The 24,836-nt window shown below is 59.3% G+C and carries 21 protein-coding genes and 1 pseudogene; 12 read left to right on the forward strand and 10 right to left on the reverse strand.

Going from position 1 to position 24,836, the window contains the following annotated elements; translation table 11 throughout:
* Positions 1 to 116: 116 nt before the first annotated feature.
* Positions 117 to 1,241: a glycosyltransferase family 4 protein gene (locus CRO62_RS10985; protein ID WP_097100171.1), complete on the reverse strand. Its 1,125-nt coding sequence runs from the start codon at positions 1,239 to 1,241 to the stop codon at positions 117 to 119.
* A gap of 516 nt (positions 1,242 to 1,757) precedes the next feature.
* Between CRO62_RS10985 and CRO62_RS10990 the strand changes: the two genes are divergently transcribed.
* The 5 genes from CRO62_RS10990 (at position 1,758) to CRO62_RS11010 (ending at position 7,140) form a co-directional block, all read left to right on the forward strand.
* On the forward strand, positions 1,758 to 3,284 hold the full coding sequence (locus tag CRO62_RS10990; RefSeq protein ID WP_097100172.1) for an ABC transporter substrate-binding protein: 1,527 nt from the start codon (positions 1,758 to 1,760) through the stop codon (positions 3,282 to 3,284).
* 236 nt (positions 3,285 to 3,520) lie between these two features.
* Positions 3,521 to 4,462, forward strand: coding sequence for an ABC transporter permease (locus CRO62_RS10995; protein WP_003510794.1), 942 nt, complete (start codon positions 3,521 to 3,523; stop codon positions 4,460 to 4,462).
* Positions 4,462 to 5,337: an ABC transporter permease gene (locus tag CRO62_RS11000; RefSeq protein ID WP_003500772.1), complete on the forward strand. Its 876-nt coding sequence runs from the start codon at positions 4,462 to 4,464 to the stop codon at positions 5,335 to 5,337. The genes CRO62_RS10995 and CRO62_RS11000 overlap by 1 nt, the downstream gene beginning before the upstream one ends.
* Position 5,338: 1 nt before the next feature.
* Positions 5,339 to 6,562 (forward strand): amidohydrolase/deacetylase family metallohydrolase, encoded by a 1,224-nt coding sequence (locus CRO62_RS11005; RefSeq protein ID WP_097100173.1) that lies wholly within the window; start codon positions 5,339 to 5,341, stop codon positions 6,560 to 6,562.
* A gap of 83 nt (positions 6,563 to 6,645) precedes the next feature.
* A complete protein-coding gene (locus CRO62_RS11010; protein ID WP_019564632.1) occupies positions 6,646 to 7,140 on the forward strand; it encodes a RidA family protein in 495 nt (164 codons plus the stop codon).
* A 6-nt stretch (positions 7,141 to 7,146) separates the two neighbouring features.
* On the opposite strand, the gene CRO62_RS11015 is transcribed toward CRO62_RS11010, so the two are convergent.
* Positions 7,147 to 7,983, reverse strand: coding sequence for an IclR family transcriptional regulator (locus CRO62_RS11015; protein WP_179784500.1), 837 nt, complete (start codon positions 7,981 to 7,983; stop codon positions 7,147 to 7,149).
* 89 nt (positions 7,984 to 8,072) lie between these two features.
* On the opposite strand from CRO62_RS11015, the gene CRO62_RS11020 reads away from it, so the two are divergent.
* Entirely contained in the window at positions 8,073 to 9,269 is a 1,197-nt protein-coding gene (locus CRO62_RS11020; RefSeq protein WP_097100474.1) for an aminotransferase class V-fold PLP-dependent enzyme, read from the forward strand.
* A 48-nt stretch (positions 9,270 to 9,317) separates the two neighbouring features.
* On the forward strand, positions 9,318 to 11,153 hold the full coding sequence (locus tag CRO62_RS11025) for an ABC transporter ATP-binding protein (protein ID WP_097100175.1): 1,836 nt from the start codon (positions 9,318 to 9,320) through the stop codon (positions 11,151 to 11,153).
* A gap of 6 nt (positions 11,154 to 11,159) precedes the next feature.
* Here CRO62_RS11025 and CRO62_RS11030 read toward each other — a convergent pair whose 3' ends face one another.
* Positions 11,160 to 11,789: a glutathione S-transferase family protein gene (locus CRO62_RS11030; protein WP_097100176.1), complete on the reverse strand. Its 630-nt coding sequence runs from the start codon at positions 11,787 to 11,789 to the stop codon at positions 11,160 to 11,162.
* A gap of 1 nt (position 11,790) precedes the next feature.
* The gene (locus CRO62_RS11035; protein ID WP_097100177.1) at positions 11,791 to 12,156 is read right to left on the reverse strand and encodes an ArsR/SmtB family transcription factor; all 366 of its coding nucleotides are present in this window, start codon (positions 12,154 to 12,156) and stop codon (positions 11,791 to 11,793) included.
* Between the two features lie 210 nt (positions 12,157 to 12,366).
* Between CRO62_RS11035 and CRO62_RS11040 the strand changes: the two genes are divergently transcribed.
* Genes CRO62_RS11040 through CRO62_RS11055 form a run of 4 tightly spaced genes read left to right on the forward strand, consistent with a single transcriptional unit; the run spans position 12,367 to position 17,236 of the window.
* Positions 12,367 to 13,233: an ABC transporter substrate-binding protein gene (locus CRO62_RS11040; protein WP_097100178.1), complete on the forward strand. Its 867-nt coding sequence runs from the start codon at positions 12,367 to 12,369 to the stop codon at positions 13,231 to 13,233.
* Positions 13,230 to 14,357 (forward strand): LLM class flavin-dependent oxidoreductase, encoded by a 1,128-nt coding sequence (locus tag CRO62_RS11045; RefSeq protein ID WP_097100179.1) that lies wholly within the window; start codon positions 13,230 to 13,232, stop codon positions 14,355 to 14,357. The genes CRO62_RS11040 and CRO62_RS11045 overlap by 4 nt, the downstream gene beginning before the upstream one ends.
* A 31-nt stretch (positions 14,358 to 14,388) precedes the next feature.
* Positions 14,389 to 16,221 carry a TRAP transporter large permease subunit gene (locus CRO62_RS11050; RefSeq protein ID WP_097100180.1) on the forward strand — a complete coding sequence of 611 codons (1,833 nt, stop codon included), beginning with the start codon at positions 14,389 to 14,391 and terminating at the stop codon, positions 16,219 to 16,221.
* Between the two features lie 16 nt (positions 16,222 to 16,237).
* Complete coding sequence (locus CRO62_RS11055; protein ID WP_097100181.1) at positions 16,238 to 17,236, forward strand: TRAP transporter substrate-binding protein; 999 nt, start codon at positions 16,238 to 16,240, stop codon at positions 17,234 to 17,236.
* Positions 17,237 to 17,293: 57 nt separating this feature from the next.
* Here the strand turns inward: CRO62_RS11055 and CRO62_RS11060 are convergent, their stop codons facing one another.
* Positions 17,294 to 18,805 carry an aldehyde dehydrogenase (NADP(+)) gene (locus CRO62_RS11060; RefSeq protein ID WP_097100182.1) on the reverse strand — a complete coding sequence of 504 codons (1,512 nt, stop codon included), beginning with the start codon at positions 18,803 to 18,805 and terminating at the stop codon, positions 17,294 to 17,296.
* A gap of 245 nt (positions 18,806 to 19,050) precedes the next feature.
* On the opposite strand from CRO62_RS11060, the gene CRO62_RS11065 reads away from it, so the two are divergent.
* Positions 19,051 to 19,404: an antibiotic resistance protein VanZ gene (locus CRO62_RS11065; protein WP_034501960.1), complete on the forward strand. Its 354-nt coding sequence runs from the start codon at positions 19,051 to 19,053 to the stop codon at positions 19,402 to 19,404.
* A 28-nt stretch (positions 19,405 to 19,432) separates the two neighbouring features.
* On the opposite strand, the gene uxuA is transcribed toward CRO62_RS11065, so the two are convergent.
* From uxuA to CRO62_RS11090, 5 genes and pseudogenes are all read right to left on the reverse strand, one after another.
* Positions 19,433 to 20,641 carry a mannonate dehydratase gene (gene uxuA, locus CRO62_RS11070; RefSeq protein ID WP_097100184.1) on the reverse strand — a complete coding sequence of 403 codons (1,209 nt, stop codon included), beginning with the start codon at positions 20,639 to 20,641 and terminating at the stop codon, positions 19,433 to 19,435.
* Between the two features lie 16 nt (positions 20,642 to 20,657).
* Positions 20,658 to 21,704, reverse strand: coding sequence for an L-idonate 5-dehydrogenase (locus CRO62_RS11075; RefSeq protein WP_097100185.1), 1,047 nt, complete (start codon positions 21,702 to 21,704; stop codon positions 20,658 to 20,660).
* Positions 21,705 to 21,780: 76 nt separating this feature from the next.
* Positions 21,781 to 23,188, reverse strand: a pseudogene (locus CRO62_RS11080) (TRAP transporter large permease).
* Positions 23,189 to 23,192: 4 nt separating this feature from the next.
* Positions 23,193 to 23,765: a TRAP transporter small permease gene (locus tag CRO62_RS11085; protein ID WP_097100186.1), complete on the reverse strand. Its 573-nt coding sequence runs from the start codon at positions 23,763 to 23,765 to the stop codon at positions 23,193 to 23,195.
* 61 nt (positions 23,766 to 23,826) lie between these two features.
* On the reverse strand, positions 23,827 to 24,801 hold the full coding sequence (locus CRO62_RS11090; RefSeq protein ID WP_097100187.1) for a sialic acid TRAP transporter substrate-binding protein SiaP: 975 nt from the start codon (positions 24,799 to 24,801) through the stop codon (positions 23,827 to 23,829).
* Between the last annotated feature and the right edge of the window lie 35 nt (positions 24,802 to 24,836).

Below are 24,836 nucleotides of genomic sequence, written 5' to 3' on the forward strand. Positions count from 1 at the left end.
GGCGACGGCGAAGCGGCGCTGGATAAGAGAGGGCTCGTCACGCGACTTGTGAGCCTTTCTGTCGACGTCAACAGGTAATATCCAATATGGATATATTCGACCTTGAAAATTGCTTGTCAGGCCCGCTCGGCCAGCGCGAAATTCACGGTATCGGCAAATTCTCGCAGGAAGCGTTCACTTGAAAAGCGGGCGGCGTTGTCGACACAGGCGTTCTTGTCGAAGCTGTCGGAGTTATCGACAAACTCCTGCACCGCAGCGCAGATGGCTTCAGGCGTTTGCTCGCGGAAATAAAGCCCGGTTGGCTGATTGGAAGCGCCGAGAGGAACAACGGTCTCTAGTACGCCGCCTTTTCCATAGGCGATGACGGGTGTTCCTAGCGCTTGCGATTCAACCGGGACGATGCCGAAATCGTCTTCGGCGGCAAAGACGAATGCCTTGGCTTCCGCCATGTATTTGTGAAGCTCGTCATTGCCGACGAAGCCGAGAATCTCGACATTGGGAGTGGCGATTTCCTTGATGCGTTTCATGTCCGGGCCGTCGCCGATGACGACCAGTCGTCTGTCAGGCATTTTTGCAAAGGCTTCCACGATGAGGTGGACCTTCTTGTAAGGCACCAGCCGCGAAGCCGTGACGAAATAATCGCCTTTCAGGTCGGAAGGGGAGAGATGGGAAGTATCCACGGGCGGATAAATAACCGTAGAGTCGCGTCCGTAGCATTTGCGAACCCGGCTGCGAATGAATTTGGAATTGACCGTCATGAGATCGACGCCGTTGGCGGTGCGGATGTCCCACATGCGAATATAGTGAAGAACGGCACGGGCGATCCACGAGGCGAAACCGCGACTAAGCTTCGATTCTTTCAGGTACTGGTGCTGGAGATCCCAGGCGTAACGGATGGGGCTGTGAATATAGGAGACGTGAAACTGGCCGGGTCCGGTGATGACGCCCTTGGCGACGGCGTAGCTTGAGGAAATCACCAGATCGTAGCCGCTGAGATCAAATTGTTCGACGGCCAGCGGCATCAGCGGCAGATAGGAGCGATATTTTTTCCGAGCGAAAGGCAGTTTCTGGATGAAGGAGGTGTTGACCGGCCTGCCGCCGAGAAAGCCCCGGTCTCGATCGCTCATGAAATCGACAAGGCAATAGAGATCCGCGTGAGGATAGATCTCAAGAAGGTTGTGAAGCACTTTTTCGGCCCCACCTCTGTCGGTGAGCCAGTCATGCACGATTGCCGTCTTCATGATTTCCTCAATAATTTCAACGTAATAAAAATTTATAACCCGCCTTGGAATAAAGCTCGGCGGTTTAGAATATCTGGTCTGTCTGCAGCCCTTAAAAACACGGCTGGGGAAGGCGAATAACGTAACGATTAATAAGAATGCGAGATTATGTCTGTCGTAATCTAGTCTTGGTCTGATCCTCAATAGCACTTTGTTCGCAAATGCGAAATATCAAAGCCTCTTAATTCCTCCTCTTCGTTTTCCCGTCGAAAGCCAGCCGTAGTTTCCGCAGTTCCGGCTGGCAGCAGCGGTGTTTGCCGCGCGTCGTGTTTCGGGCGAAATAGCCTGTTTTCCATCGACTTATGTTCCGTTTCCGCCTCTTGCAAAGGCCCGTCTTCCATTTCGCCTGTCTTGGAAACCCTTCCTCGCGCCGCATTGTCATTGACAAGACGCCTTATCGAGTTATTCTGTTATAAAGATTGATATAACATAATAATGGAACTTATAAGGTCGGAACCAAGAGCTGGGAGCTTAACAATGAGACGTAAACTTGCATTTCTCGCCACTGCCGCTTTGATGCTTGCGCCGGGGGTGATGATGGCTGCGGAAAAGGGCGGTGTGATCAATGTCGCCACGATCGGCGAACCGCCGACACTCGATCCCATGGCCTCAACGGCCGATCTCGTCGGCATTGTCACGCAACATATTTTCGAAACGCTCTACACCTTCGACAAGGGGTGGAAGGTGACGCCGCTTCTGGCGGAAAGCCTGCCTGACATCAGTGCGGATGGCAAAGCCTACACGATCAAGCTGCGGAAGGGCATCAAGTTCCATGACGGCAGCGATATGACCTCGGAAGATGTCGTCGCCTCGCTTGGCCGCTGGATGAAGATCGCATCACGCGGAAAACAGGTCGCCGGTTTCATCAACAATATATCCGCGCCTGATGCCGATACGGTGACAATCACCCTCAAGCAGCCCTATGCGCCGCTGACCTCGCTGCTTGCTTTCAACAACTCCGCAGCCATCATTCTGCCCGCTGAAAAGCAGGCTGAGCCGATGACAGAATTTGTCGGCACCGGCCCGTATATGTTGAAGGAACGCAAGGCGGACCAATATATCCAGCTCGTCCGTTTCGACGGCTACAAGTCTCGTGACGGTGAAAGTGACGGATATGGCGGTGCGCGCCATCAGTATCTCGATGAAATCCGTTTCGTTCCGGTTCCCGATCCGAATACCCGTGTCGAGGCCGCCGTTTCCGGCCAGTATGACTACGTCGATTCCATTCCGGTGGAATCCTTCGCCAAGGTGAAGTCCTCCTCGGCCTCGCAGCCGTTGATGCTGAAGCCCTTCGGTTATCCGGTCTTCGTATTCAACACCAAGGAAGGTTTGTCTTCCAAGCTGGAGGTCCGCAAGGCGGTGACCGAAGCGTTGAACATGGAGGACATGCTGGCGGCGGCGTTCGGCAGCACGGATTTCTATGCGCTTGATGGCGCCTATTATCCGTCCAATTTCTCCTGGCATTCGGAAGAGGGCGTCGAAGGCAATTATAATGTCGGCAACCCGGAGGCCGCAGCCGAAAAGCTGAAGGCCGCCGGTTATAATGGCGAGCCGCTGCGCATCCTCACCAGCCGTCAGTATGAGTTCCACTACAAAATGGCGCAGGTGGCAGCGGAGTATCTGAAGCTTGCCGGTTTCAAGGTGGATATGCAGGTGGTGGACTGGGCGACGCTGACGCAGCGTCGTGCCGACCCGAAGCTCTGGGATATCTACATCAGCCACAGCCCCTTCCTGCCGGAGCCGGCGCTGATTGGCGCGCTTTCCACAGGTTCGCCGGGCTGGTGGGATACGCCGACGCGCAAGGCGGCGGTTGACGCTTTCACCTCGGAAGCTGATCCGGAGAAGCGCATTGCTCTCTGGGCCAAGGTGCAGAAGACGATCTATGACGAGCTGCCGCTCATCAAGATCGGCGACTTCAACGCCGTGGCGGCAAAGTCCAACAAGCTTGATGGCGTCGATCCGGCTCCCTGGCCCTATTTCTGGAATGCTTCGGTTACGAAGTAAGACCGCTCCGCACTCCGTGACCCCGGACTGAATCAGGGGGCCAGCGCGATCAAGTCTTTGACCGCAAGAGGACGCCTTCACCACGCAGATGCGCGGTGGCTGGATGCCGGATCAGATCCGGCATGACGGAGGCGGGAGTTTTCCAGCCATGAGCGCCGGGTTTACCGGCACTCGTCGACAACTCTGTTCAACTGTCGCCTGAGAGCGGCCCATCACGCGCTTCGGAGCATTCATACGTGATACGGTATATTTTCCAGAGACTTGCCGGAATGATCGTGGTGATGTTTCTCGTCGTCACCATCGTCTTCATCATCCTGCGCGTCACGCCCGGTGATCCGGCGGCGGTGATGCTCGGGCCGGATGCCTCGGCGCAGGACATTGCGGAATTGCGCACCCGGCTCGGGCTCGATCAGTCACTTGGCGTGCAGTATGTCTACTATATCGGGCAATTGCTGCGCGGTGATCTCGGCCAGTCAATCTTCCTCAACATGCCGGTTGGATCGGCGCTTCTGGATCGGGCGGAACCGACCTTCTTCCTGACGATCTTTTCGCTGTTGATCGCCAGTGCCATCGCGCTTCCCATCGGCATCTATGCCGCTTACCGGCGCGGTTCCTTCGTAGATCAGGCAGCGACAACCATTGCGATGCTGGCGGCGAGTATTCCGAGCTTCTGGCTTGGCCTGATCCTCATGCAGTTCTTCGCAGTCCGGCTCGATATGTTCCCGGTGTCGGGATATGGCGGTCCGGGCGCAAGCTTCCTCGAGCGCATGTATCACCTGACCTTGCCGGCCATCGCACTCGGCCTCGTTTCTTCCGCCCTCATTCTGCGCTTTACCCGCGCCTCGATGCTGGATGTTCTCGGCGACGACTACGTCCGCACCGCCAGAGCCAAGGGCGTCAAAGAACGCCGGGTTGTGATGAAACACGCGCTGAAGAACGCACTCATCCCCATCCTCACCGTGCTTGGTCTCACCGCCGCCGTGCTGATTTCCGGCGCGGTCGTTACGGAAACCGTGTTTGGCCTGCCGGGCGTCGGCAATCTCGTCGTGTCGGCCGTCTTGAGGCGCGATTATCCGGTCATTCAGGGCGCGCTTCTCGTCATCGCCGGGCTTTACGTGCTCATCAATTTTGCCATTGACATGCTGTATCTGCTGGTCGATCCGAGGGTTCGTTACTGATGGCCGATATCACCTCCACCGCCCAGCCGGCGCGCAACCCGACCGTCCTGTTCATTCGGCGTCTGTTGAAGCGCAAGACGGTCGCAGCCGGTTTGATCGTGCTGCTCGTCTTCGTGCTGCTCGCCGTTTTCGCGCCGATGATCGCGCCTTATTCGCCATCGAAACTGTCGATCGTCAACCGTCTGAAACCGCCGAGCGAACTCTACTGGTTCGGCACCGACGAGTTCGGCCGCGACGTTTTTTCCCGTACCATCTTTGCGGGAAGGCTGTCGCTTCTGGTGGGGGCCGCCGTGGTGGCGCTCTCGGCGTTGATCGGCATCACGCTCGGCCTGCTTGCCGGTTTCTTCCAGAAACTGGATACGCCGATCGCGCGACTGATCGATGCCATGATGGCGTTTCCGGATATTTTGCTGGCCATCGCGCTAGTGGCCGCACTCGGGCCGTCGCTGACGACGGTAATCATTGCGCTTGCCGTCGTTTATTCGCCGCGCCTTGCCCGCATCGTGCGCGCCTCGACGCTGGTGATCCGGGAATTGCCCTATGTGGAGGCGGCCAAGGCGCTTGGCATCTCCACCTTCCACATCATGACGCGGCATGTGCTGCGCAATCTGATCTCGCCGATCCTCGTGCAATGCACCTTCCTTTTCGCCAGCGCCATGTTGGCCGAGGCCGGCCTTTCATTTCTGGGGCTGGGTGTCAGCCCCGAAATTCCGACCTGGGGAACCATGATCTCTGCCGGCCGCCAATATATCGGCCAGGCGGACTGGATGACCTATTTCCCCGGCTTTGCCATCATTCTTTCCGTGCTCTCGCTGCAAATGGTCGGCGACGGGCTGCGGGACATGCTCGACCCAAGACTGCGAAGGGATTTGTAATATGACGTCCGGTGAACAGGCAAAAACGCCTTTTCAAGCTCCCATTCTTCTCTCCAATGTGAAACCCGTCGGCTTCGAAAAGGGCGCGCCACAGGCCCAGACCGATATCCTGATCGGCGGCGATGGCAAGGTCGCGGCGGTTGGGCCTGCCCTTCAAGTGCCGGCGGATGCGCAGCGCATCGACGCAAAGGGCGCATTCGTCTCGCCCGGCTGGGTGGATCTGCACGTGCATATCTGGCATGGCGGCACCGATATCTCCATCCGTCCCTCAGAATGCGGAGCGGAGCGCGGCGTGACGACGCTGGTGGATGCCGGTTCGGCGGGGGAAGCAAATTTCCACGGTTTCCGGGAATATATCATTGAACCCTCGAAGGAACGCATCAAGGCCTTCCTCAATCTCGGCTCCATCGGACTTGTCGCCTGCAACCGGGTGCCGGAACTGCGCGATATCAAGGATATCGACCTCGACCGCATCCTTGAATGTTATGCCGAGAACAGCGAGCATATCGTCGGCCTCAAGGTGCGGGCGAGCCATGTCATTACGGGCTCCTGGGGTGTTACGCCGGTCAAACTCGGCAAGAAGATAGCCAAGATCCTGAAAGTGCCGATGATGGTGCATGTGGGTGAACCGCCTGCGCTCTACGATGAGGTGCTGGAAATTCTCGGTCCCGGCGATGTCGTGACCCATTGCTTCAACGGCAAGTCCGGCTCCAGCATCATGGAAGATGAGGACCTGTTCAACCTCGCGGAACGCTGCGCGGGCGAAGGCATCCGGCTGGATATCGGCCACGGCGGTGCATCCTTCTCCTTCAAGGTGGCGGAAGCGGCGATCGCGCGCGGCCTTTTGCCCTTCTCGATCTCCACGGATTTGCATGGCCATTCGATGAATTTCCCCGTCTGGGATCTGGCGACGACCATGTCGAAGCTGCTTTCGGTCGATATGCCCTTCGAAAATGTCGTCGAGGCCGTCACCCGCAATCCGGCCTCCATCATCCGCCTCGACATGGAAAACCGCCTCGATGTTGGCCAGCGCGCGGATTTCACGGTTTTCGATCTTGTCGATGCCGATCTGGAGGCGACCGATTCCAATGGCGATGTTTCGTGTCTCAAGCAGCTTTTCGAGCCGCGCTACGCGGTCATCGGTGCGGAGGCCATTGCCGCCAGCCGTTATGTCCCAAGAGCGCGCAAGCTCGTGCGCCACAGCCATGGCTATTCCTGGCGCTGAACCGACTGGAGCGGCGGGGAGGAATGCTCTCCGCCTTCCGCAGAGAATATGGGATACCCGTCCCGGTATTATGAGGAATTCGCGTGAAACAGTCTTCGCTTGAGGCAGATGGGCGTCATTCGCCCTACGACCGGCTTGCCGCGCTCGGCATCTCGCTGCCGCCACCACCGCCGCCGATCGCCAATTTCGTCACGCATGTGGTGGAAGGCAACATGCTCTATCTTTCGGGGCAGGGCCCGAGGGAGGAGAACGGACACTTGTACGCCGGCAAGGTCGGGGCCGAGATCGGGCTTGACGAGGCGTACCAGCATGCGCGTTTAACCGGCATCAATCTTCTTGCCGTCATGCATGAGGCGCTTGGGGATCTGTCGCGGGTGAAGAAGGTGGTCAAGCTGCTGGGCATGGTCAATGCCGTCAGCGATTTCCGCGATCATCCAAGCGTCATCAACGGTTGTTCGGATCTCTTCATCGATGTATTCGGCGATGCGGGGCAGCACGCCCGCTCCGCCGTGGGGTTCGGTTCGCTGCCGGGCAACATCACCGTCGAGATAGAAGCCATCATCGCCCTTAGGGATTGAGGCCGTTCAATGGTTGCGCCAGCCCATCAGCTTCTCGATCCTTTCGGCCGAAACCCTGACCTGTTCGGTATAGTGGTTTTCGTCCGCCAGCACCTTCTGTTCCGGCAGCACGATGGAGATCGTCGCCACGCATTCTCCATTGGTGTCGCAGATCGGCGAGGCGATGCAGGCAACAGCGTAGTCGGATTCCGCAACCTGTATCGACAGCCGGTCACGGAACGCCGTGCCTGCCGATTGAGAAAGCGCTTCCGGGTTGATTTCCGCACGGCCGGTGGGCGACGTGCGGGCGCAGCGTTTGAAAAGCTCGACGCGCTCCTCTTCCGGCAGATGGCCAACGAGCAGGCGGCCGGATGCCGTCCAGTTCAAGGGAACACGGGTGCCGACGCGCGAGGCAACCTGGAAATGGCTGGGGCCATCCGCCATGGCGAGCACCAGCATATGGTCACCGTCGCGACCGCAAAGCTGCACCGTCTCACCCGCATGGCGGCACAGATCATGCATTTCGTGGGTGGCGACACCCATGAAATCCAGCGAGCGGGCATAGGCAAGGCCGTAGTGATAAAGCCGTGCGCCGAGCCATATGTTACCTTCGGCGCTGCGCGCCAGCATGTTCTTTTCGACCAGATCGTCAACGATCACATAGACGGTGGAAAGTGGCGCCTTGATCGCCTTGGCAATGGCGTAAGCGCCAGCTGGCGATCCGGTTTCGTAAAGGTAATCAATCACCTGAAGAGCGCGATCAATGCCGCTGACACGCGAGCGCTTGGCCACCTTCGCGTCCGGGTTTTCCTCGGTCGGGGACAGGGCGGGTGAAGACAATTCGTCCAGTCTATGGGCGTCCAATTTCGGGCTCCTCATGAATTTTGAGAAGCTATTACATTATTATGGCATATATGTCGATGCCTATCGCATCGCAAAGACAGGAGAAAGACATGACCGAGGATATCAGAAGCAGGATCGGCCTTCGCCCGGTCATCAACGTCTCGGGCACCATGACGTCGCTCGGTGCTTCCATCGTCGTTCCAGAGGCGGTTGAGGCCATGGCGGCGATCCTGCCGCAATTCGTAGAGATCAACGATCTGCAGCGCAAGGCAAGCGCGATCATCGCGAGACTGACGGGCGGCGAGGCTGGTTTCGTCACTGCTTCCTGCTCTTCCGGCATCAGCCTTGCTGTTGCTGGCGCCATCACCGGCAACAATCTCCTGGCCATCGAAAAGCTGCCTGATATCGCACCGGAAAAGAACGAAGTGCTGGTGCAGATGGGGCATGTGGTGAGCTACGGCGCGCCGGTGGATCAGGCGATCCGGCTTGGCGGCGGCAAGGTGGTGCTGGTCGGGCAGGCCACATCAACCCATCGCTTCCACATGGAAAACGCCATCACCGAAAAGACGGCGGCGGCGGTCTATGTCATCTCGCACCATGTCGTGAATTACGGCCTGCTGCATCTTTCCGAATTCGTAGAGATCGCCCATGCCAAGGGTGTTCCGGTTATCGTGGATGCGGCGTCTGAATATGATCTGAAGCTGTTTCTGGCCACCGGCGCAGATATTGTCCTCTATTCCGGCCACAAGTTTCTCGGCGGCCCCACCTCCGGCATCGTGGCCGGAAGTAAGGAACTGGTGCGCAACGCCTTCCTGCAGAATATGGGTATCGGCCGTGGCATGAAGGTCGGCAAGGAAAGCATCTATGGCGTTATGGCGGCACTGGAAGCTTGGGAAAAGCGCGACCATGCCGGCATCCGTGAGCGCGAAACGGGCTATCTCAATCTCTGGAAGGAAACGCTGGATGGCCGCCCGGGCGTGACCGCGCTGATCGAGCCGGATCCGACCAATAACCCGCTCGACAGGCTGCGCGTCATCATCGATGCCGAGGAAACGCATATCACTGCCTGGGACCTGACGACGGCGTTGGCCAGGGGCAATCCTCCCATCATCACCCGCGACCACGAGGTGGAGCATCGCTATTTCTATCTCGACCCATGCAACCTGCATCCCGGACAGGAAACCATCGTTGCTTCCCGGCTGGCGGATGAGCTGGACAAGGCGCGCGCCTCCAACGAGGTGATTGCAACACCTTTCGAAGACCGCAGCCGCCACCGCTTCGACGGCATGCTGCGCTGGCCGGACTAGGCTTGACCGCTTGCGCCGCCAAAACCTAACGACAAGAAGGGAACGACCATGACCATGCCGCAGGAAGCACCCGTTGGTGCCGAAGATGCCGTGCTTTCCGTCCGCAATCTCACCACATCCTTTCACGTGGATGGCGGCTGGAAACCCGTGGTTCGTGATATTTCCTTCGATGTCGGGCCGGGTGAGACGGTCGCGATCGTCGGTGAAAGCGGTTCGGGCAAAAGCGTCACCTCGCTCTCCATCATGCGGCTGCTGGATCGTGAAAGCAGCAGGGTGGAGGGTGAAATCCTGCTTGGCGGGCGCAACGTACTGTCCCTCTCCGAAGATGCCATGCGGCGGGTGCGGGGAAATGAGGTCGCCATGATCTTTCAGGAGCCGATGACCAGCCTCAACCCGCTGTTCACCATCGGTGACCAGATTTCCGAGGCCTTGTTATGCCACCAGCCGATGTCGAAAACAGAGGCAAAAGCGGAGACGGTTCGTCTGCTCGAAAAGGTCCGTATTCCTTCAGCCGCATCGCGTTTCGATGAATATCCGCATCGCTTTTCCGGCGGCATGCGCCAGCGCGTGATGATCGCCATGGCGCTTGCATCCCGGCCGAAGCTGCTGATCGCCGACGAGCCGACGACCGCACTCGATGTGACCATTCAGGGCCAGATCCTTGACCTCATCAAGACGCTTCAGGAGGAGGAAGGCACGTCGGTTCTGTTCATCACCCATGATATGGGCGTGGTGGCGGAGATCGCCGACCGTACCGTTGTCATGTATCGCGGCGAGCAGGTGGAAGTTGGCGCTACTGCCGATATTTTCCATCGCGGCAAGCATCCCTACACCCGCGCGCTTTTGTCCGCCGTTCCGGTTCTGGGTTCTATGACGGGTGAGGAAAGACCGCTCAGATTTCCCATCGTCAACACCACCACAGGCGAAACGCAGCAGCCAGCGCGGCCGGGCGATACCGTTGACGCGAGTGCCCAGCCGGTGCTCAAGGTAGAAGGGCTGACCAAGCGCTTCGATATTCACTCCGGCCTTTTGGGACGGCTCAGCGGCCGCGTGCATGCGGTGGAGAATGTGTCCTTTGATCTCAGGGCCGGCGAGACATTGTCGTTGGTCGGCGAAAGCGGTTGCGGCAAATCGACCACCGGGCGTGCCATCATGCGACTGATCGAGCCGGATGCCGGCTCAGTGGTGGTCAATGGCGAGAATATTCTCGCCCTCGACAAATCAGGCATGCGCGAGATGCGCAAAACGGTGCAGATGATCTTTCAGGACCCCTATGCCTCGCTCAATCCGCGCATGACGGTAGGTGCGGCGATTGCCGAACCGTTTCTGGAACACCGCATGGGAAGCGCCCGCGAGGCGAAGGATGTTGTGGCCGATATGCTGGCGAAGGTCGGTCTTTCGCCCGATATGGCGGCGCGCTACCCTCATGAATTTTCCGGAGGTCAGCGTCAGCGTATCTGTATCGCCCGCGCGCTTGCGCTCCAGCCGAAGGTGATTGTCGCCGATGAGAGCGTTTCGGCGCTTGATGTTTCGATCAAGGCGCAGGTCATCAACCTGATGCTGGATCTGCAGCAAAGCCTCGATCTCGCCTTCCTGTTCATCAGCCATGACATGGCGGTGGTGGAGCGCGTCAGCCACCGGGTAGCGGTGATGTATCTCGGCGAGATCGTTGAAATCGGCCCACGTGCGGCGGTGTTTGACAATCCGCAGCATGATTACACCCGCAAGCTGATGGCCGCCGTGCCGGTGCCTGACCCGGACCGCAGAAACACTCGGCGAAATGCCGCGAATGACGAGCTGAAAAGCCCGATCCGCGCGATCGATTACGTGGTGAAACCGCGTGAGTACCGTGAGGTCTCGCCCGGCCACCTTGTCGCCTGCTAAGGCGGGTTAAAGACCCGGTACATCGGATGTCGCGAAAGGCACGCGGTAACCGCGCCCGAATGTTTCGCGCTGTCCGAGCTGACGATACCATCGCTGTACCGCCGCATAATTGTCGAGTTCGATTTTATGGCGCGCGAAACGCGAGACCCATGGCCAGATGGCGATATCGGCTATGGAAAAATCACCGGCGATGAATTCCCGGCCCGTCAGTCGCTCGTTGAGTGTGCGGTAGAGGCGCTCCGTATCCGAGGCGAAACGCGCCTCCGCAAAGGGTGCCTGTCCGGCATTATAGGTCAGGAAATAATGGGCATAACCGAGTGTCGGGCCAAAATTGGCGGCCTGCCACATCAGCCATTCGGTGACTGCCAGCCGCGCAGCGGGGGAGGCAGGCAGAAGACGCCCGGCCTTTTCGGCGAGATAGATCAGAATCGCATTCGATTCCGTTAGAACTGTGCCGTTATCGCGATCGATGATTGCCGGGATTTTCGAACCGGGATTGATGCGGGTATAGTCGGCTGAGAATTGTTCGCCTTTTTCGATGTCGATGGCGTGGCTGACATAGGGCAGGCCGAGTTCCTCCAGCGCAATCGAGATTTTCAGGCCGTTCGGGGTGATCCAGGTGTAGAGGTCGATCATGCTAATCGAACATCGCCTCATCTAGTGGCAAAGCCCGCCTGCCTTTCTTGCCGGTCACATCAGAAAGATCAGTATAAAGACCGCGCAATGTCTGAACGAGCTGGATGATGCGCGGATCGGTGACGCGATAAATCACCTGTTTGCCTTCCCGCGAGCCTTCGATCACACCGGCATCGCGCAATTCGGCAAGCTGCTGGGAAAGTGTCGGTTGCTGAATGCCGAGTTCATATTCCAGTGCGGAAACGGAAGCCTCCGTTTCCATGAGATAACAGACGATGGCCAGGCGATTGGCGTTGGCGACAAGCTTTAAAAGCTCGCTCGCCTCCACCACGCTGCGGCAGATGAGATTGGAAACCGGTTTCGTCACGACTACAGGTCCATTTTTCAAACTATAAAAAAGTAAATTGTATTGCGATAAATTTCAATGGTTTGATTAGATCGAGTTTGACCACATCAGGATTTTTTAAAATCTACAGGATTGGTAGATTTCTCTTTCGCTTTCCCGCAGAGGATCGCCAAAACGTTCCTCGAAAACATTCTATAAAAAAGTAGATTGATTGAGAAATGAGGTGTCGACATGAAAATCGGGGTCCATCCCAACAATCTGCATTTAAGGCTCGCCCGGCTCTGGCCCGGCGCGTTTGATGAATTCGATCCGGAATTCGTGCCCTACCGCGAGGGGCGCGATACCGCAGCGCTTTTGGAAAAAGGCGAAATTCATTTCGGCGGCACGGGCTCGACGCCGCCAATCGAGGCGGATGCGCGCGGGCTTTCCGCAGCTTATATCGCCGCCTCGTCACCACGCCCCGCAAACGGCGCGATCCTCGTGCGTCGCGACAGCCCCATCCGCTCTGCGGCCGACCTTTCGGGAAAACGCATATCGCTGATTGACGGGTCTTTTCATACCTATCTTCTTGCGCGTAGCCTGGAAGGGGCGGGGCTTGGTCTTGCGGATGTAATACGCATCGAGAGCGGTGACAGCGATAGCCTGCGCGATCTCGTGGAAGGCCGCGTCGATGCCTGGGTGACGATGTCGCCACGGCTCGAAAAAGCCCTGACCCATGAAGGGATCAGTCTTCTGGTCCGTTGCGGCTCCACCATTCCCAACCGTTCGCTGTTCTGGACGCTTGCGCGGCACACTGTGGCGCTGGAACAACGCGAGGCGATTGCCGCCGAACTGGACCGCGTTGGCCGCGCCGTCATGGCGGATATAGACAGAGCCGCGGCCCTTCTTGCCGCCGAGCCGGGCAGCGAAGGCGATGCGCAGTCCTGGGCAAAGGTGCTGCGCTCACGCGATCTTTCGGTGGTGCCCGCCGCCGAAAATATCCTTGCCGAACAGCAGGAGGAGGCCGATACGCTTTACAGGCACGGCCATTTCTCTTTACCGGTTCTGACCGGGCAGAGCCCGGCCCCACAATCAGCCAGCGCGGGAGGCGACAGATGAACGTTTTCTGGTACATGTGCGCGCCCGACGGCGCCTATCCCTGGCAACCGGAAGGATCCCGCAAGGTCGATCTCGGCTATTACAAGCAGCTTGCGCTTGCTTATGATCAGCTTGGTTACACAGGCGCCCTGTTTGCCACCGGCGCGCATGATGTCTGGGTTCTGGCTGGCGCGCTGCTTTCCTATACCGAGCGGCTGAAGTTTCTGGTCGCCATTCATCCGGGCCTTGTCGCGCCAACGCTGCTCGCCAAGATGGCGGCGACGCTTCAGGAATTTTCGCGCGGACGCCTGCTGATCAACGTAGTCTCTGGCGATGCAAAGATGCTCGGTGCATATGGCATGACCATGCCGCATGACGAGCGCTACGATATGGCGGATGAATATCTGCAGATCTGGCATCGTCTTTTTGCCGGTGAGACGGTCGATTTCAAGGGCCGCCATTTCCAGACCGAAGGCGCAAAGTTGGCACTGCCGGTGGGGCAAGGCATAGAGCCACCACCGCTATGGTTCGGCGGCTCTTCGGACAAGGCGATCGACGTTGCCGCCAAACATGTCGAGACCTATCTTTCCTGGGGTGAAACACCTGATCAGATCGGCGCGAAGGTCAATCTCGTCAAGGCGCGTGCGGAGAAACTCGGCCGCGAGCTGGAATACGGCATTCGCCTGTATGTGATTGTCCGCGATACGGATGAAGAGGCATGGACCGCCGCCGCCGATCTTTACGGGCGCATGGACGAGCGTTCCATTGCCGCCAACCAGCGTTTCGTCGGCAAGACGGATTCCGTCGGCCAGCAGCGCATGACGGCGATGCATGGCGGGCAGAAGCCTGAGAACCTGCGTGATCTCGAAATTGCCCCCAATCTCTGGGCCGGCATCGGTCTTGTCCGGCCGGGACCGGGCACCGCAATTGTCGGGTCGCCCGATACGGTCATCCGCACGCTGGAGGCCTATAAAAAGGCGGGCGTGAATACCTTTATTCTGTCCGGCATGCCATTGCTGGAAGAGGCCTTCCGTTTCGGGGAAAAGGTTCTTCCGCGTCTTGATATATCGCGGGAAGTCTCATCAGCCAAACAATTCACCTGGTCGACTTTGTTCGACCGCGACCTCTCGGCAAAGGCATCGTAAGCATGGTCTTCCGGGAGTGGAGAAAAAAGACATGACGGCTGGTCCGGCAACAACGATTGCACAACGGCGCATCGGTCCGCAGCGTGCGGCGGAACGGGCGCTTGCCGTTCTGGACAAGGGGCTCGGCGCGGTCGCCGCCGCAATCCTTGCGACTCTTCTCGTGGTGGTGCTGGTCAATGTCACCCTGCGTTATCTGTTTCACACTGGCTTCATCGGTGCGGAAGACCTTGGCATCTGGCTGCACGTGGCGATGATCGCGGTCGGCGCGCCGCTCAGTCTCAAAAGCGCGCTTGCCATGCGGCTCGATGTTTTCGTGCGGTTTTTGCCTGAGCGGTTCCATGCCGCAAGCGAAGTTCTGGCGGATGCCTTCTCCTTCATCGCAGCATTGATCCTAGCCTTCGGTGGCGTTGAAATCGCGGCGATGCTGGGTGGTACGTCTCCGACGCTCGGTCTGCCGGAATGGGTGCGTTTCGGCTTTCTGGGTGCAGGCGGCGCGTTGATCCTTCTTTACCTGGCGCTTCAGCGTGTCAGTGAGGGCAAGACATTTGCCGTTCTAGCGTCTCTCACCATTGCAATTGTGGCCTATGTCGGCCTGCCGGAAGTCTTCGTTGATACGAGCCTGCCGCCCAGCCTGTTTCTGGCGCTGACGGCGGCGGTGGGGCTGGTGCTGGCAGCACCTCTCGCCCATGCCTTTCTCGCCGCAGCCTATGTAGCGATCGCCTTCGGCAGTACCTTGCCGGAGCCGGCCATCGTTTCCTCAACGGTGACAGGCATGTCGAAATTCCTGCTGCTCGCCATCCCCTTCTTCCTGCTGGCCGGAAGCCTGCTGACGGAATCGGGCGTTGCCAACCAGCTGGTTCGGTTCGCCGCCTCCATGGTTGGACACCGCCGGGCAGGGCTGGCACAGACGACGCTGTTGACCAGCGTGCTGTTTTCCGGCGCATCCGGTTCCTCTGTCGCCAACGCCGCCTTCGGCGCTTCAACCTTCCAGCCGGAACTGGTGAAACACGGCTATCCGCCGGCGCAGGCGGGCGCGATCATTGCTGCCACGTCGGTGCTCGACAATGTCATCCCGCCCTCCATCGCCTTTCTCATCCTCGCAACGGCTACCAACCTGTCGGTGGGCTCGTTGCTGGTCGGCGGCTTTTTTGCCGGCGGGCTGATGGCGATCTGCCTTGCGGTGGCTATCCATTGGAGCGTGCGCAGCGTCGATACCCTGCCGCGCGCCACGGGCACGGAGCGCTGGCGCTCGGCTATCGCCGCCATACCCGCCTTCGGTCTCGGCGTCATCGTGGTGGTCGGCATCCGCATTGGCGTCGTCACCACCACGGAGGCGGCCGCACTTGCCGCACTCTACACCCTGCTTCTCGGCTTCGGGTACCGGCTCGGCGCGGGGCGTATCTTCGCAACTTTCCGGCAATCAGCCGGTGAGGCGGCGGCCATAGGTCTCCTTATCGGCACGGCAGGCCCCTTCGCCTTTCTTCTGGCGGTCGATAATGTTTCCGGCCTCGTCACGGATTTCGTGACATTGCTTGGCGGCAGCAAGATCGCGGTGCTTCTGCTTTCCAACCTCATCCTGCTCGTGGTGGGGCTGGTGCTGGATATCGGTGCGGCCATCCTGCTGTTTGGACCGATCCTGTTGCCCGCGGCCGTTGCGGCCGGCATCGATCCCATCCATTTCGGCGTCATTCTCGTGGTCAACCTGATGATCCATGGCCTCACACCACCGCTCGGCATGCTGATCTTCGTCGTCAGCGGTGTCACCCGCATTCCAGCGACGGCGCTATTCCAGGCCGTCGTTCCCTATCTCCTATCCCTTCTCGTTTCCCTCGCCATTCTGTGCGCCTGGGCCATTGTCTTCTAAATCCGGGGTTTTATTCATGACTATTATCGATCGTCGCAATCTCCTGAAACTCTCCGCTGCGGGTGTGGCAGCACTTGCCACGCCCGCCTTCGTCCGCAACGCAAATGCCAGGACCCGTAACATCACGGTCGCTTCCCTGTTCGCGGACGACAAGCCGGAGACGAAAATCTGGGTGAAGATCAGCGAGCTGGTGGAGGCAAAGCTGCCCGGCCGTTTCCGCTTCAACATCGTCAAGAGCGGTGCGCTGGGCGGCGAAAAGGAAGTGGCGGAAAATATCCGTCTCGGATCGGTTCAGGCGAGCCTTTCCACGGTCTCTTCGCTCTCCGGCTGGGTGCCGGAACTGCAAATCCTCGATCTGCCCTTCCTGTTCCGCGATGCAGACCATGTGCGCAAGGTGGTGACGGGCGAGACCGGCAGCGAGCTGAAGACCAAGCTTGGCGCGCAGCAATTCGTCGCCGTAGACTTCATCAACTACGGTGCGCGCCATCTCCTGACCAAGGAGCCGGTAACCCGACCAGAGCAGCTCAAAGGCAAGAAGATCCGCGTCATCCAGAGCCCGCTGCACACCAAGCTGTGGAGCGCCTTCGGCACCACGCCGGTCGGCATTCCCATCACCGAGACCTATAATGCGCTGTCAACCGGCGTAGCCGACGCCATGGATCTGACGAAGTCCGCCTATGCCGGGTTCAAGCTTTACGAGGTTGTGCCGTACATGACGGAGACCGGCCATATCTGGGCATCGGGCGTGGTTTATTATGGTGCGGCTTTCTGGAACCAGCTCGATGACGAAGAAAAGAAGATTCTTGCCGAGGCTTCCAGCGAAGGCGCGCTCTATTTCAACCAGCTGATCGTTGAGGATGAGGCGAAATCGGTGGAGCTCGCCGTTTCGAAGGGCGGCAAGGTGTTGCAGCCGGAAGCATTGGATGAGTGGCGCAAGGGTGCGCAGGGCGTCTGGCAGGATTTCGCCGGCACTGTCGGCGGCATCGAGAAAATACAGGCGATCCAGTCGGCCTGATACCGATGCACTATTGTAAATGGGGAGGGCGCAGGAGCGCCCTCCCCATTTTTTTGATCAGCGGATATCCTGCGGCAGAACGTCCGAAGGAATATTCTGGTAGGAAACCGGGCGCGTGAAGCGGCGGATCGACATGGTGCCGACCGAGGTCGCACCGAAGTTCGTGGAAGCCGGGTAGGGGCCGCCGTGAACCATGGCTTCGGAGACTTCAACGCCGGTCGGGAAGCCATTGGCGAGAACGCGGCCGGCCTTGCGCTCGAGGATCGGCAGCAGCTTGCGGCCGAGTTCGGCGTCACCTGCGTCAAGATGCATGGTCGCTGTCAGCTGACCTTCGAAGCTCTTTGCCACTTCGATCATTTCTTCAGCGTTGTCGACCGTCACGATGAGGCCGAGCGGTCCGAAGACTTCTTCGGCGAGCGCGTGGTTGGCAACCCAATCCTTGCCCGAAACGCGGAACAGGTAAGGCGTTGCGTTACGCAGGTCGCAGGTGGTGGTCAAAACGTCGCGCACGCCGTTGCCGGCTGCGATGCGGTCGCGACCGTCACGATAGGCAGCGGCGATACCGTCGGTCAGCATGACCTGCGGGCCGACTTCGGAAAGGGCCGCGCGTGCGGTTTCCGACACGGCATCCGCCTGCGAGGCAAGCACCACGGCAATGCCGGGATTGGTGCAGAACTGGCCAGCACCCATGGTGAGCGAACCTGCCCAGCCCTTGGCGATGGCTTCACCGCGCGCGGAAACGGCTTCCGGCAGCAGGAACATCGGGTTGACAGAACCGAGTTCGCCGAAGAACGGGATCGGTTCCGGACGCTGGGCGCAGAGATCGAACAGTGCGCGGCCACCGGCGAGCGAGCCGGTGAAGCCGACTGCCTTGATGCGCGGATGCTGGACGAGCGCGGAACCGACATCGCGGCGGCCGCCCTGGATCAGCGAGAAGACGCCGGGATGCAGATTGTGCTTCTTGACGGCGGCGAGAACGGCCTCGGCAATAATTTCACCGGTGCCGGGATGGGCGGAATGGCCCTTGACCACAACCGGGCAGCCGGCTGCGAGAGCGGCGGCGGTATCACCACCGGCGGTCGAGAAGGCGAGCGGGAAGTTGGAAGCACCGAAGACCGCAACGGGGCCGATCGGACGCTGCATCAGACGGATATCCGGGCGCGGCAGCGGCTGGCGGTCCGGAAGCGCTTCGTCGTGGCGGCGGTCAAGATAGTCACCCTTGCGGATATGCGATGCGAAAAGGCGAAGCTGTCCGGTAGTGCGGCCGCGTTCACCCTGCAGGCGTCCTGCGGGCAGGCCGGTCTCGGACATGCCGATTTCAGTGATGGCGTCGGCGCGGGCCTCGATCTCATCGGCGATGGTGTCGAGGAATGCGGCGCGCTCTTCGCGGGTCGTGTAGCCGTAGCTCCAGAAAGCCTCTTCGGCTGCTTCTGCGGCCGCATTCACCAGATCGACGGTGCCGACCGAAAAATCGAAAGCTTCGCCATGTGCAGGCTCGCTGCGGAATTTCGCTTCCGTGGCGACCCATTCTCCTGCAACCAGATGTTTGCCGTGCGGCTTGAAACTCATTGTGCTCTTCCCTGAAAATCTGATCCTGTGTGGAAAATCCACCCGATACCGTAAAACCGGACCGAAGGGCGACAGCCTGAAAGGCCATCAGCCGCGATCCTTGTCCGGTTGCCCTCTGCCTTAGCCCGAGTAGGGCTTCAGCGAAAGCCGGTTTGTGCAGTATCTGTCCAAAAAGTGTGATTTATTGGGCGGTGGAAGAAAAAGACGATCTTCCGTTTATGCACGCGGCGCTCTATTGTGACGCCATGATGACAAATAGACTTCCGAAATACATCGCCTGGTCGGTTCTGCTGCTGATCGTGATCGTTACAGTTTGCCCGATCGGGCTTCGGCCCCATACGCTGACGACCGTCGGCATCGACCGCGCTGCCGCCTTTGCCTTCTGTTCGGCTGCCTTCGTGCTGGCCTATCCGCGTTACTGGCTTGCCATCATTGTCGCGGGTGTCGTGGCGGCTTTCGGCATCGAGGCGCTGCAATTTCTGTCGCCCACACGGCATCCGCATATGACAGATGCAGTTGTGAAAGCCGTTGGCGCCATTGCCGGTGGGCTTGCCGCTTTTTCGTATCTTCAATTCAGGACGCGATTGACCGCAAGCTAAGAGGCTGCCGGCGGCCAATCGTGTCGGCTCAATTCGCCTGCTTCGCCAATCCGAAACGGCCATGCGACAGCGTGCGCTCGATGCCGCGCAGCTCTGCCAGCCCCTTCAATCGGCCTATGGCGGGATATCCCGGCTGCGCCCCGCGCGTCAGGTCATCAAGGATTTCCTGGCCATGGTCGGGCCGCATCGGAATGGTGTGGTCTGCACGGCCCTCCGCACGACGGCGGGATTCTTCCGTCAGAAGTGATGCGATAACGGCGACCATATCCGTTCCACCTTCCAGATGCTCGTCCTCGAAGAAGGAGCAGGGCACGGTGTCGGTGTCGCGCGTGACGTTGCGCAGATGCACGAAATGGATGCGGTCTGCAAAACGGCTGGCGATGAAAGGCAGGTCGTTATCCGCCCGCGCGCCGAGCGAGCCGGTGCAGAGCGTGACGCCATTGGCGCGGCTGTCGACTTGCGAGAGCATATGGGCGTAGTCGGACTCCGTTGAAAGAATACGCGGCAGGCCGAGCAGCGGCCATGGGGGATCGTCGCCGTGGGCGCAGATGTTGATGCCGACTTCTTCCGCGACCGGCGTCACTTCCGACAGAAAATCAATCAGGTTCTGCTGCAGTTTTTCGCGGTTTATACCGTGATAGGAGCGCAGCTTTTCGAGAAGCTGGCTGAGGGTGTACCCATCCGCCGAACCCGGCAGGCCCGCGCCGATATTACGCCCGAGTGCGGCGATCTTCGTATCCGGCATGTCGGCGAAACGTTTTGCCGCTTCCTCGATCAGCCACTCCGGATAATCGGCCTTCGCGTCGGGGCGTTTGAGAATGTGAATGTCGAAGGCGGCGAAATCGGAAAGGTCAAAACGCATGGCTTTTGCGCCGTGCTTCGTTTCCCAGCGCAGATCGGTGCGGGTCCAGTCCAGCACCGGCATGAAATTGTAGCAGACGGTGCGGATGCCCGTGGCGGAGAGGCGGCGCAGCGTCTCCTGCCAGTTGGCGATATGGTTTTTCCAGTCGCCCGTCTGGGTTTTGATCTCCTCGGAGACCGGCACGCTTTCCACCACGTCCCAATAGAGTCCACCGGCCTTGATCGCCTCATGCCGTTTGGCGATTTCATCCACCGGCCAGACATCGCCGGTGGCGATGTGGTGCAGCGCGCTTACGATGCCTTCCGCCCCTGCCTGAGCCGCATCCTGAACCGTGACCTTGTCCACCGGGCCGAACCAGCGCCATGTATGTCTCATTTTTTATCCTCAAATATCATTCTGCGGAAAATGTCAGCTGCACCTTGCAGGCGGCGGAGCGGTCTCCAGCCTGCTCGAATGCGAATTTCGCCTCTTCAAGCGGGAAGCTGTGGGAAATGATCGGCCGCACATCGATCCCGCGCGTGGAGATCAGGCCGGCGGCAATGGCGAATTCGTCGTGGAAACGCTGCGAGCCGCGCCAGAGGATTTCCTTGCCCACCAGCGCATTGAGCGGAATGGTTATGTCACCGGTGACGCCCACCTGCACGACAGTACCGCGCGGACGTACACAGGCGAAGGCGGCGCGAAGCGCAGGTGCCGCGGCGGAGCAATCGAAAATGACGTCGAAATACCCCTTATTGTCATGATAGGGTAAAAGTGCTTCTGCGTCTTTCGCGACATTGATGGTGCGGTCCGCCCCCATGGCGGGCGCGCGTTCCAGCGCCGCATCGGTCAGGTCGGTGGCGAGAATGATGCCGGCACCGGCATGGCGGGCGGCGGCAATCGTCAAGAGGCCGATCGGCCCGGCGCCCGTTACCAGCACCTTGGCGCCGGTCAGATCGCCCGCTTGTGCGACGGCATGCAGGCAGACCGCAAGCGGTTCGGTGCAGGCGGCTTCAGCGGGCGAAGTGGTGTCTGAAAATGTCGCGCATTGTTTTGCGGGAACCACGAGCCGATCACGGAACATGCCCTGTTCGTGCGGCAGGCGCATGGCGCTGCCCATGAAGCGCATATCGAGGCAATGGATCGGTTGGCCCTTCAGGCAGAAATGGCAATGGCCGCAAGGCTGCGAGGGATTGACGGCGACGAGCTGGCCGAGTGCGAGCCCACTGACGCCTTCGCCCAGCGCCTGCACTCGCCCCGATGCCTCATGGCCGCAGATGATCGGCTCGCGAACCCGCACAGGCCCGAAGCCGCCGTCCTGATAATAATGTAGATCGGAGCCGCAAATGCCGCCCGCCGCCATGGTCAGCAGCACTTCACCGGGGCCCGGCGCCTGCATGTCCTGCGTTTCGACGCGGATATCTTCACGGCCGTATAAACGTGCCACGCGTGTCTGCATCAAGGTGCCTCTCATCGTATGTGTATTGGATGAATCAAACCCGCGCGGCGAACCGCGCGGGCAGGGGATGTGCTGGTCAGCGGATCAGACCCATTTCCGTCGGCAGCCATAGCGTGATCGCCGGAATGAAGGTGATCAGCAACAACGCCACGAACAGCGGCACCAGCCACGGCAGAATGGCGACGGTCGTGCGCTCGACGGAGAGTTTCGCCACGCGTGAGAGCACGAACAACACCATGCCGAGCGGTGGATGCAGAAGTCCTATCATCAGGTTGAGCGTGACGATGAGGCCGAAATGCACCGGGTCGATATTAAACTGCAGCACCAGCGGCAACAGGATCGGCACGAGGATGGTGATTGCCGCAATCGTGTCTAGGAAGCAGCCGACGAACAGCATCAGCAGGTTGACCAGCAGGAGGAAAATCCACTTGCTGTCGGTGATCGTCAGGATCGCCGCCGATAGCAGCTGTGCGGCCTGGCTGACCGTCAGAAGCCATGCGAAGATTGATGCCGCCGCCACGATGAAGAGAACAGATGCCGTGGTCTCTATCGTGTCGAAGGTCGATTTCGCCAGCGACTTGAACGTCATCGTCCGGTAACGGACAAGCCCGAGGAACAGAGACCACAACACGGGCCGCGACAGCCGCCTCCGTCGGCGTGAACCAGCCCATCGTCATGCCGCCGATCAGGATCACCGGCGTCATCAGGGCCATCACGGCAGAAAAGTCGAAATACCAGTCGCACGCGAGCAAGACCACCAGCACGATCAGGATCGACAGGTTGAGCGAAAGGCCAAACAGCGTCAGGAGATAGATGCCGAGCGGCACCATCATGACGACGAGCACTTCAAGCGAAGCGCCGAAGATGGTTCTGAGGTTGAACGGCGTATCGGAACCCCAGCCCTTGACGTAGGCGAAAACGGCAACGGTGATCATCATCAGAAGCGTCATGACGACGCCCGGAACGATGCCGGCCATGAACAGTGCGCCGATCGAGACGTTTGCCATCATGCCGTAGATGACGAAGGGCAACGATGGCGGAAAGATCGGCCCGAGCGTTGCGGAGGCGGCGGTGACGCCGACGGCCGCTTCGACCGGATAACCATGATCCTTCATGGCCTTGATTTCGATGGTGCCGATACCGGCGGCGTCGGCGAGGGCCGTGCCGGACATGCCGGAAAAGATCACCGAGCCGATGATGTTGACCTGTGCCAGACCACCTTTCATCCACCCGACCAGCGCCACGGCGAAGGAATAGATGCGTCCCGTCACCCCCGCCGTGTTCATGAGATTGCCGGCAAGGATGAAGAAGGGAACGGCGAGAAGCGGGAAGCTTTCCACGCCCGCAATCAGACGCTGCGCCGCGATGATATCAGGCGCGACATTGTACGAGACGATGTAGAGAAGCGATGCCGTGGCCATTGAAATGGCGACCGGCAGGCCGATCAGCATCAACAGAAGAAACGAGCCGATAAGAATAAGCATATGTTCAATCCCCCGCGCTCTGGAATTCTTCCGGCCGTTCCAGAACGGAATAGCCACGCTGCATATTGGCGATGAAGACCTGCACCGAACGGAAGAACATCAGGACGAAAGCGGCCAGAACCGTATAGAAAACGATGTTGCGCGGCAGGGCGACGGTGACCATTTCCTCGTCCGCGACGATTTCCAGATACCGCCACATCAGCCACGAGGTGTAGGCGAAGAACAGGATGCGCAGCACGTCGACAAGGATCGACATGACGCGGGCAACCTGCGGCGGAACGTAGTGATAAAGCACATCCACCTGGATGTGGCGTGACATGCGCACGCACATGACCGAACCTAGAAACACCACGCCAATCAGGCAGTTGACGGCGATTTCTTCCGTCCAGGCATAGCTGTCGTTAAGCACGTAACGGGTGAAGAATTGAAGGAACACGCAACCTGTCATCAGCCAGAAAAGGCCAAGCGTAACCCAGTCCTCGAAGGCGTAGACCTTCAGGTCGACTTCGGGCGGCGCCTCGTCAAACGTATGGGCGAGTTCTTCAGGCGTGACCTGAGTATGAATTTCCTGCGACATTGAGATATCCCGTCTGGAGAGAAAGGGCGGTGCGGCAACGGAGGCCGCACCGGATCTTGGCTCACTTGACGGCGCGAATGGCTTCCCAGTCGGCCTTGTCGTAACCGAAGTCCTCGAACTTCACCTTCTCCACGACGTTCTTCTCGAAGTCCGCCTTGTCCACCTCTGCGACGTTCAGGCCACGCTTCTTGAACTCGTCCACGAGGCTTTTTTCGCGTCCTTCGATGGTCTTCGTGGTCCGCACGGCGGCTTCCTGCATGACGTCCGTGAAGATTTTCTTGTCTTCATCGGAAAGCTTGGACCACAGGTTCTTCGAGATCACCGTGTTGAGGTGGTCGACGATGTGGCCTGTCAGCACGATGTTCTTCTGAACTTCGAAGAACTTCTTTGCCTCGATGGTCGTCAGCGGGTTTTCCTGTGCATCGACGGTGCCGTTCTGAAGTGCCAAATAGACTTCTGCGAATGCGATTGGCGTCGTGTTGGCACCGCAGGCGCGTGGCATGGCGAGATAGGCCGGAACGTCGGGAACACGCATCTTCAGCCCCGCCATGTCGGCGCAGTTGGCAATCGGCTTGTTCGACGTGGTGTGGCGCGTGCCGTAATAGCTGACGGCGGCGATGTGGTTGCCGGTCTTGTCCTCGTAACCCTTGGCAAGACGCTTGAAGATATCACTCTTGGTATAGGCGATCAGATGGCTCGGATCGCGGAAGATATAGGGGAAATAGGTAACGCCGATCGGCTTGAAGTCACGTGCGGCAAAACTGGAGCCGGAGATGATGATATCCACCGTGCCGATCTTCAGGCCCTGGTTGATATCCGCTTCCTTGCCGAGCTGCGAGGCGGGGAATACATCCACCTTGTAGCGGCCGTCGGTGCGCTTGGCGATTTCTTCCGCAGCCCAGACCGAATCCGTGTGGAACGGTTCGGAGGTCTCGTAGACATGCGCCCATTTCAGCGTTGTTTGCGCCTGTGCCGCCAAAGCCGAAAGCAAAATGGCAGCGGTTGCACCCATCAAAGTCGACAATCTGATTTTCATTCTTAACTCCTCCCGAATTAAAGCCAGATTTCTGT

The organism is Rhizobium sp. AN6A (genome assembly GCF_900215635.1).
Lineage (GTDB): Bacteria > Pseudomonadota > Alphaproteobacteria > Rhizobiales > Rhizobiaceae > Agrobacterium > Agrobacterium tumefaciens.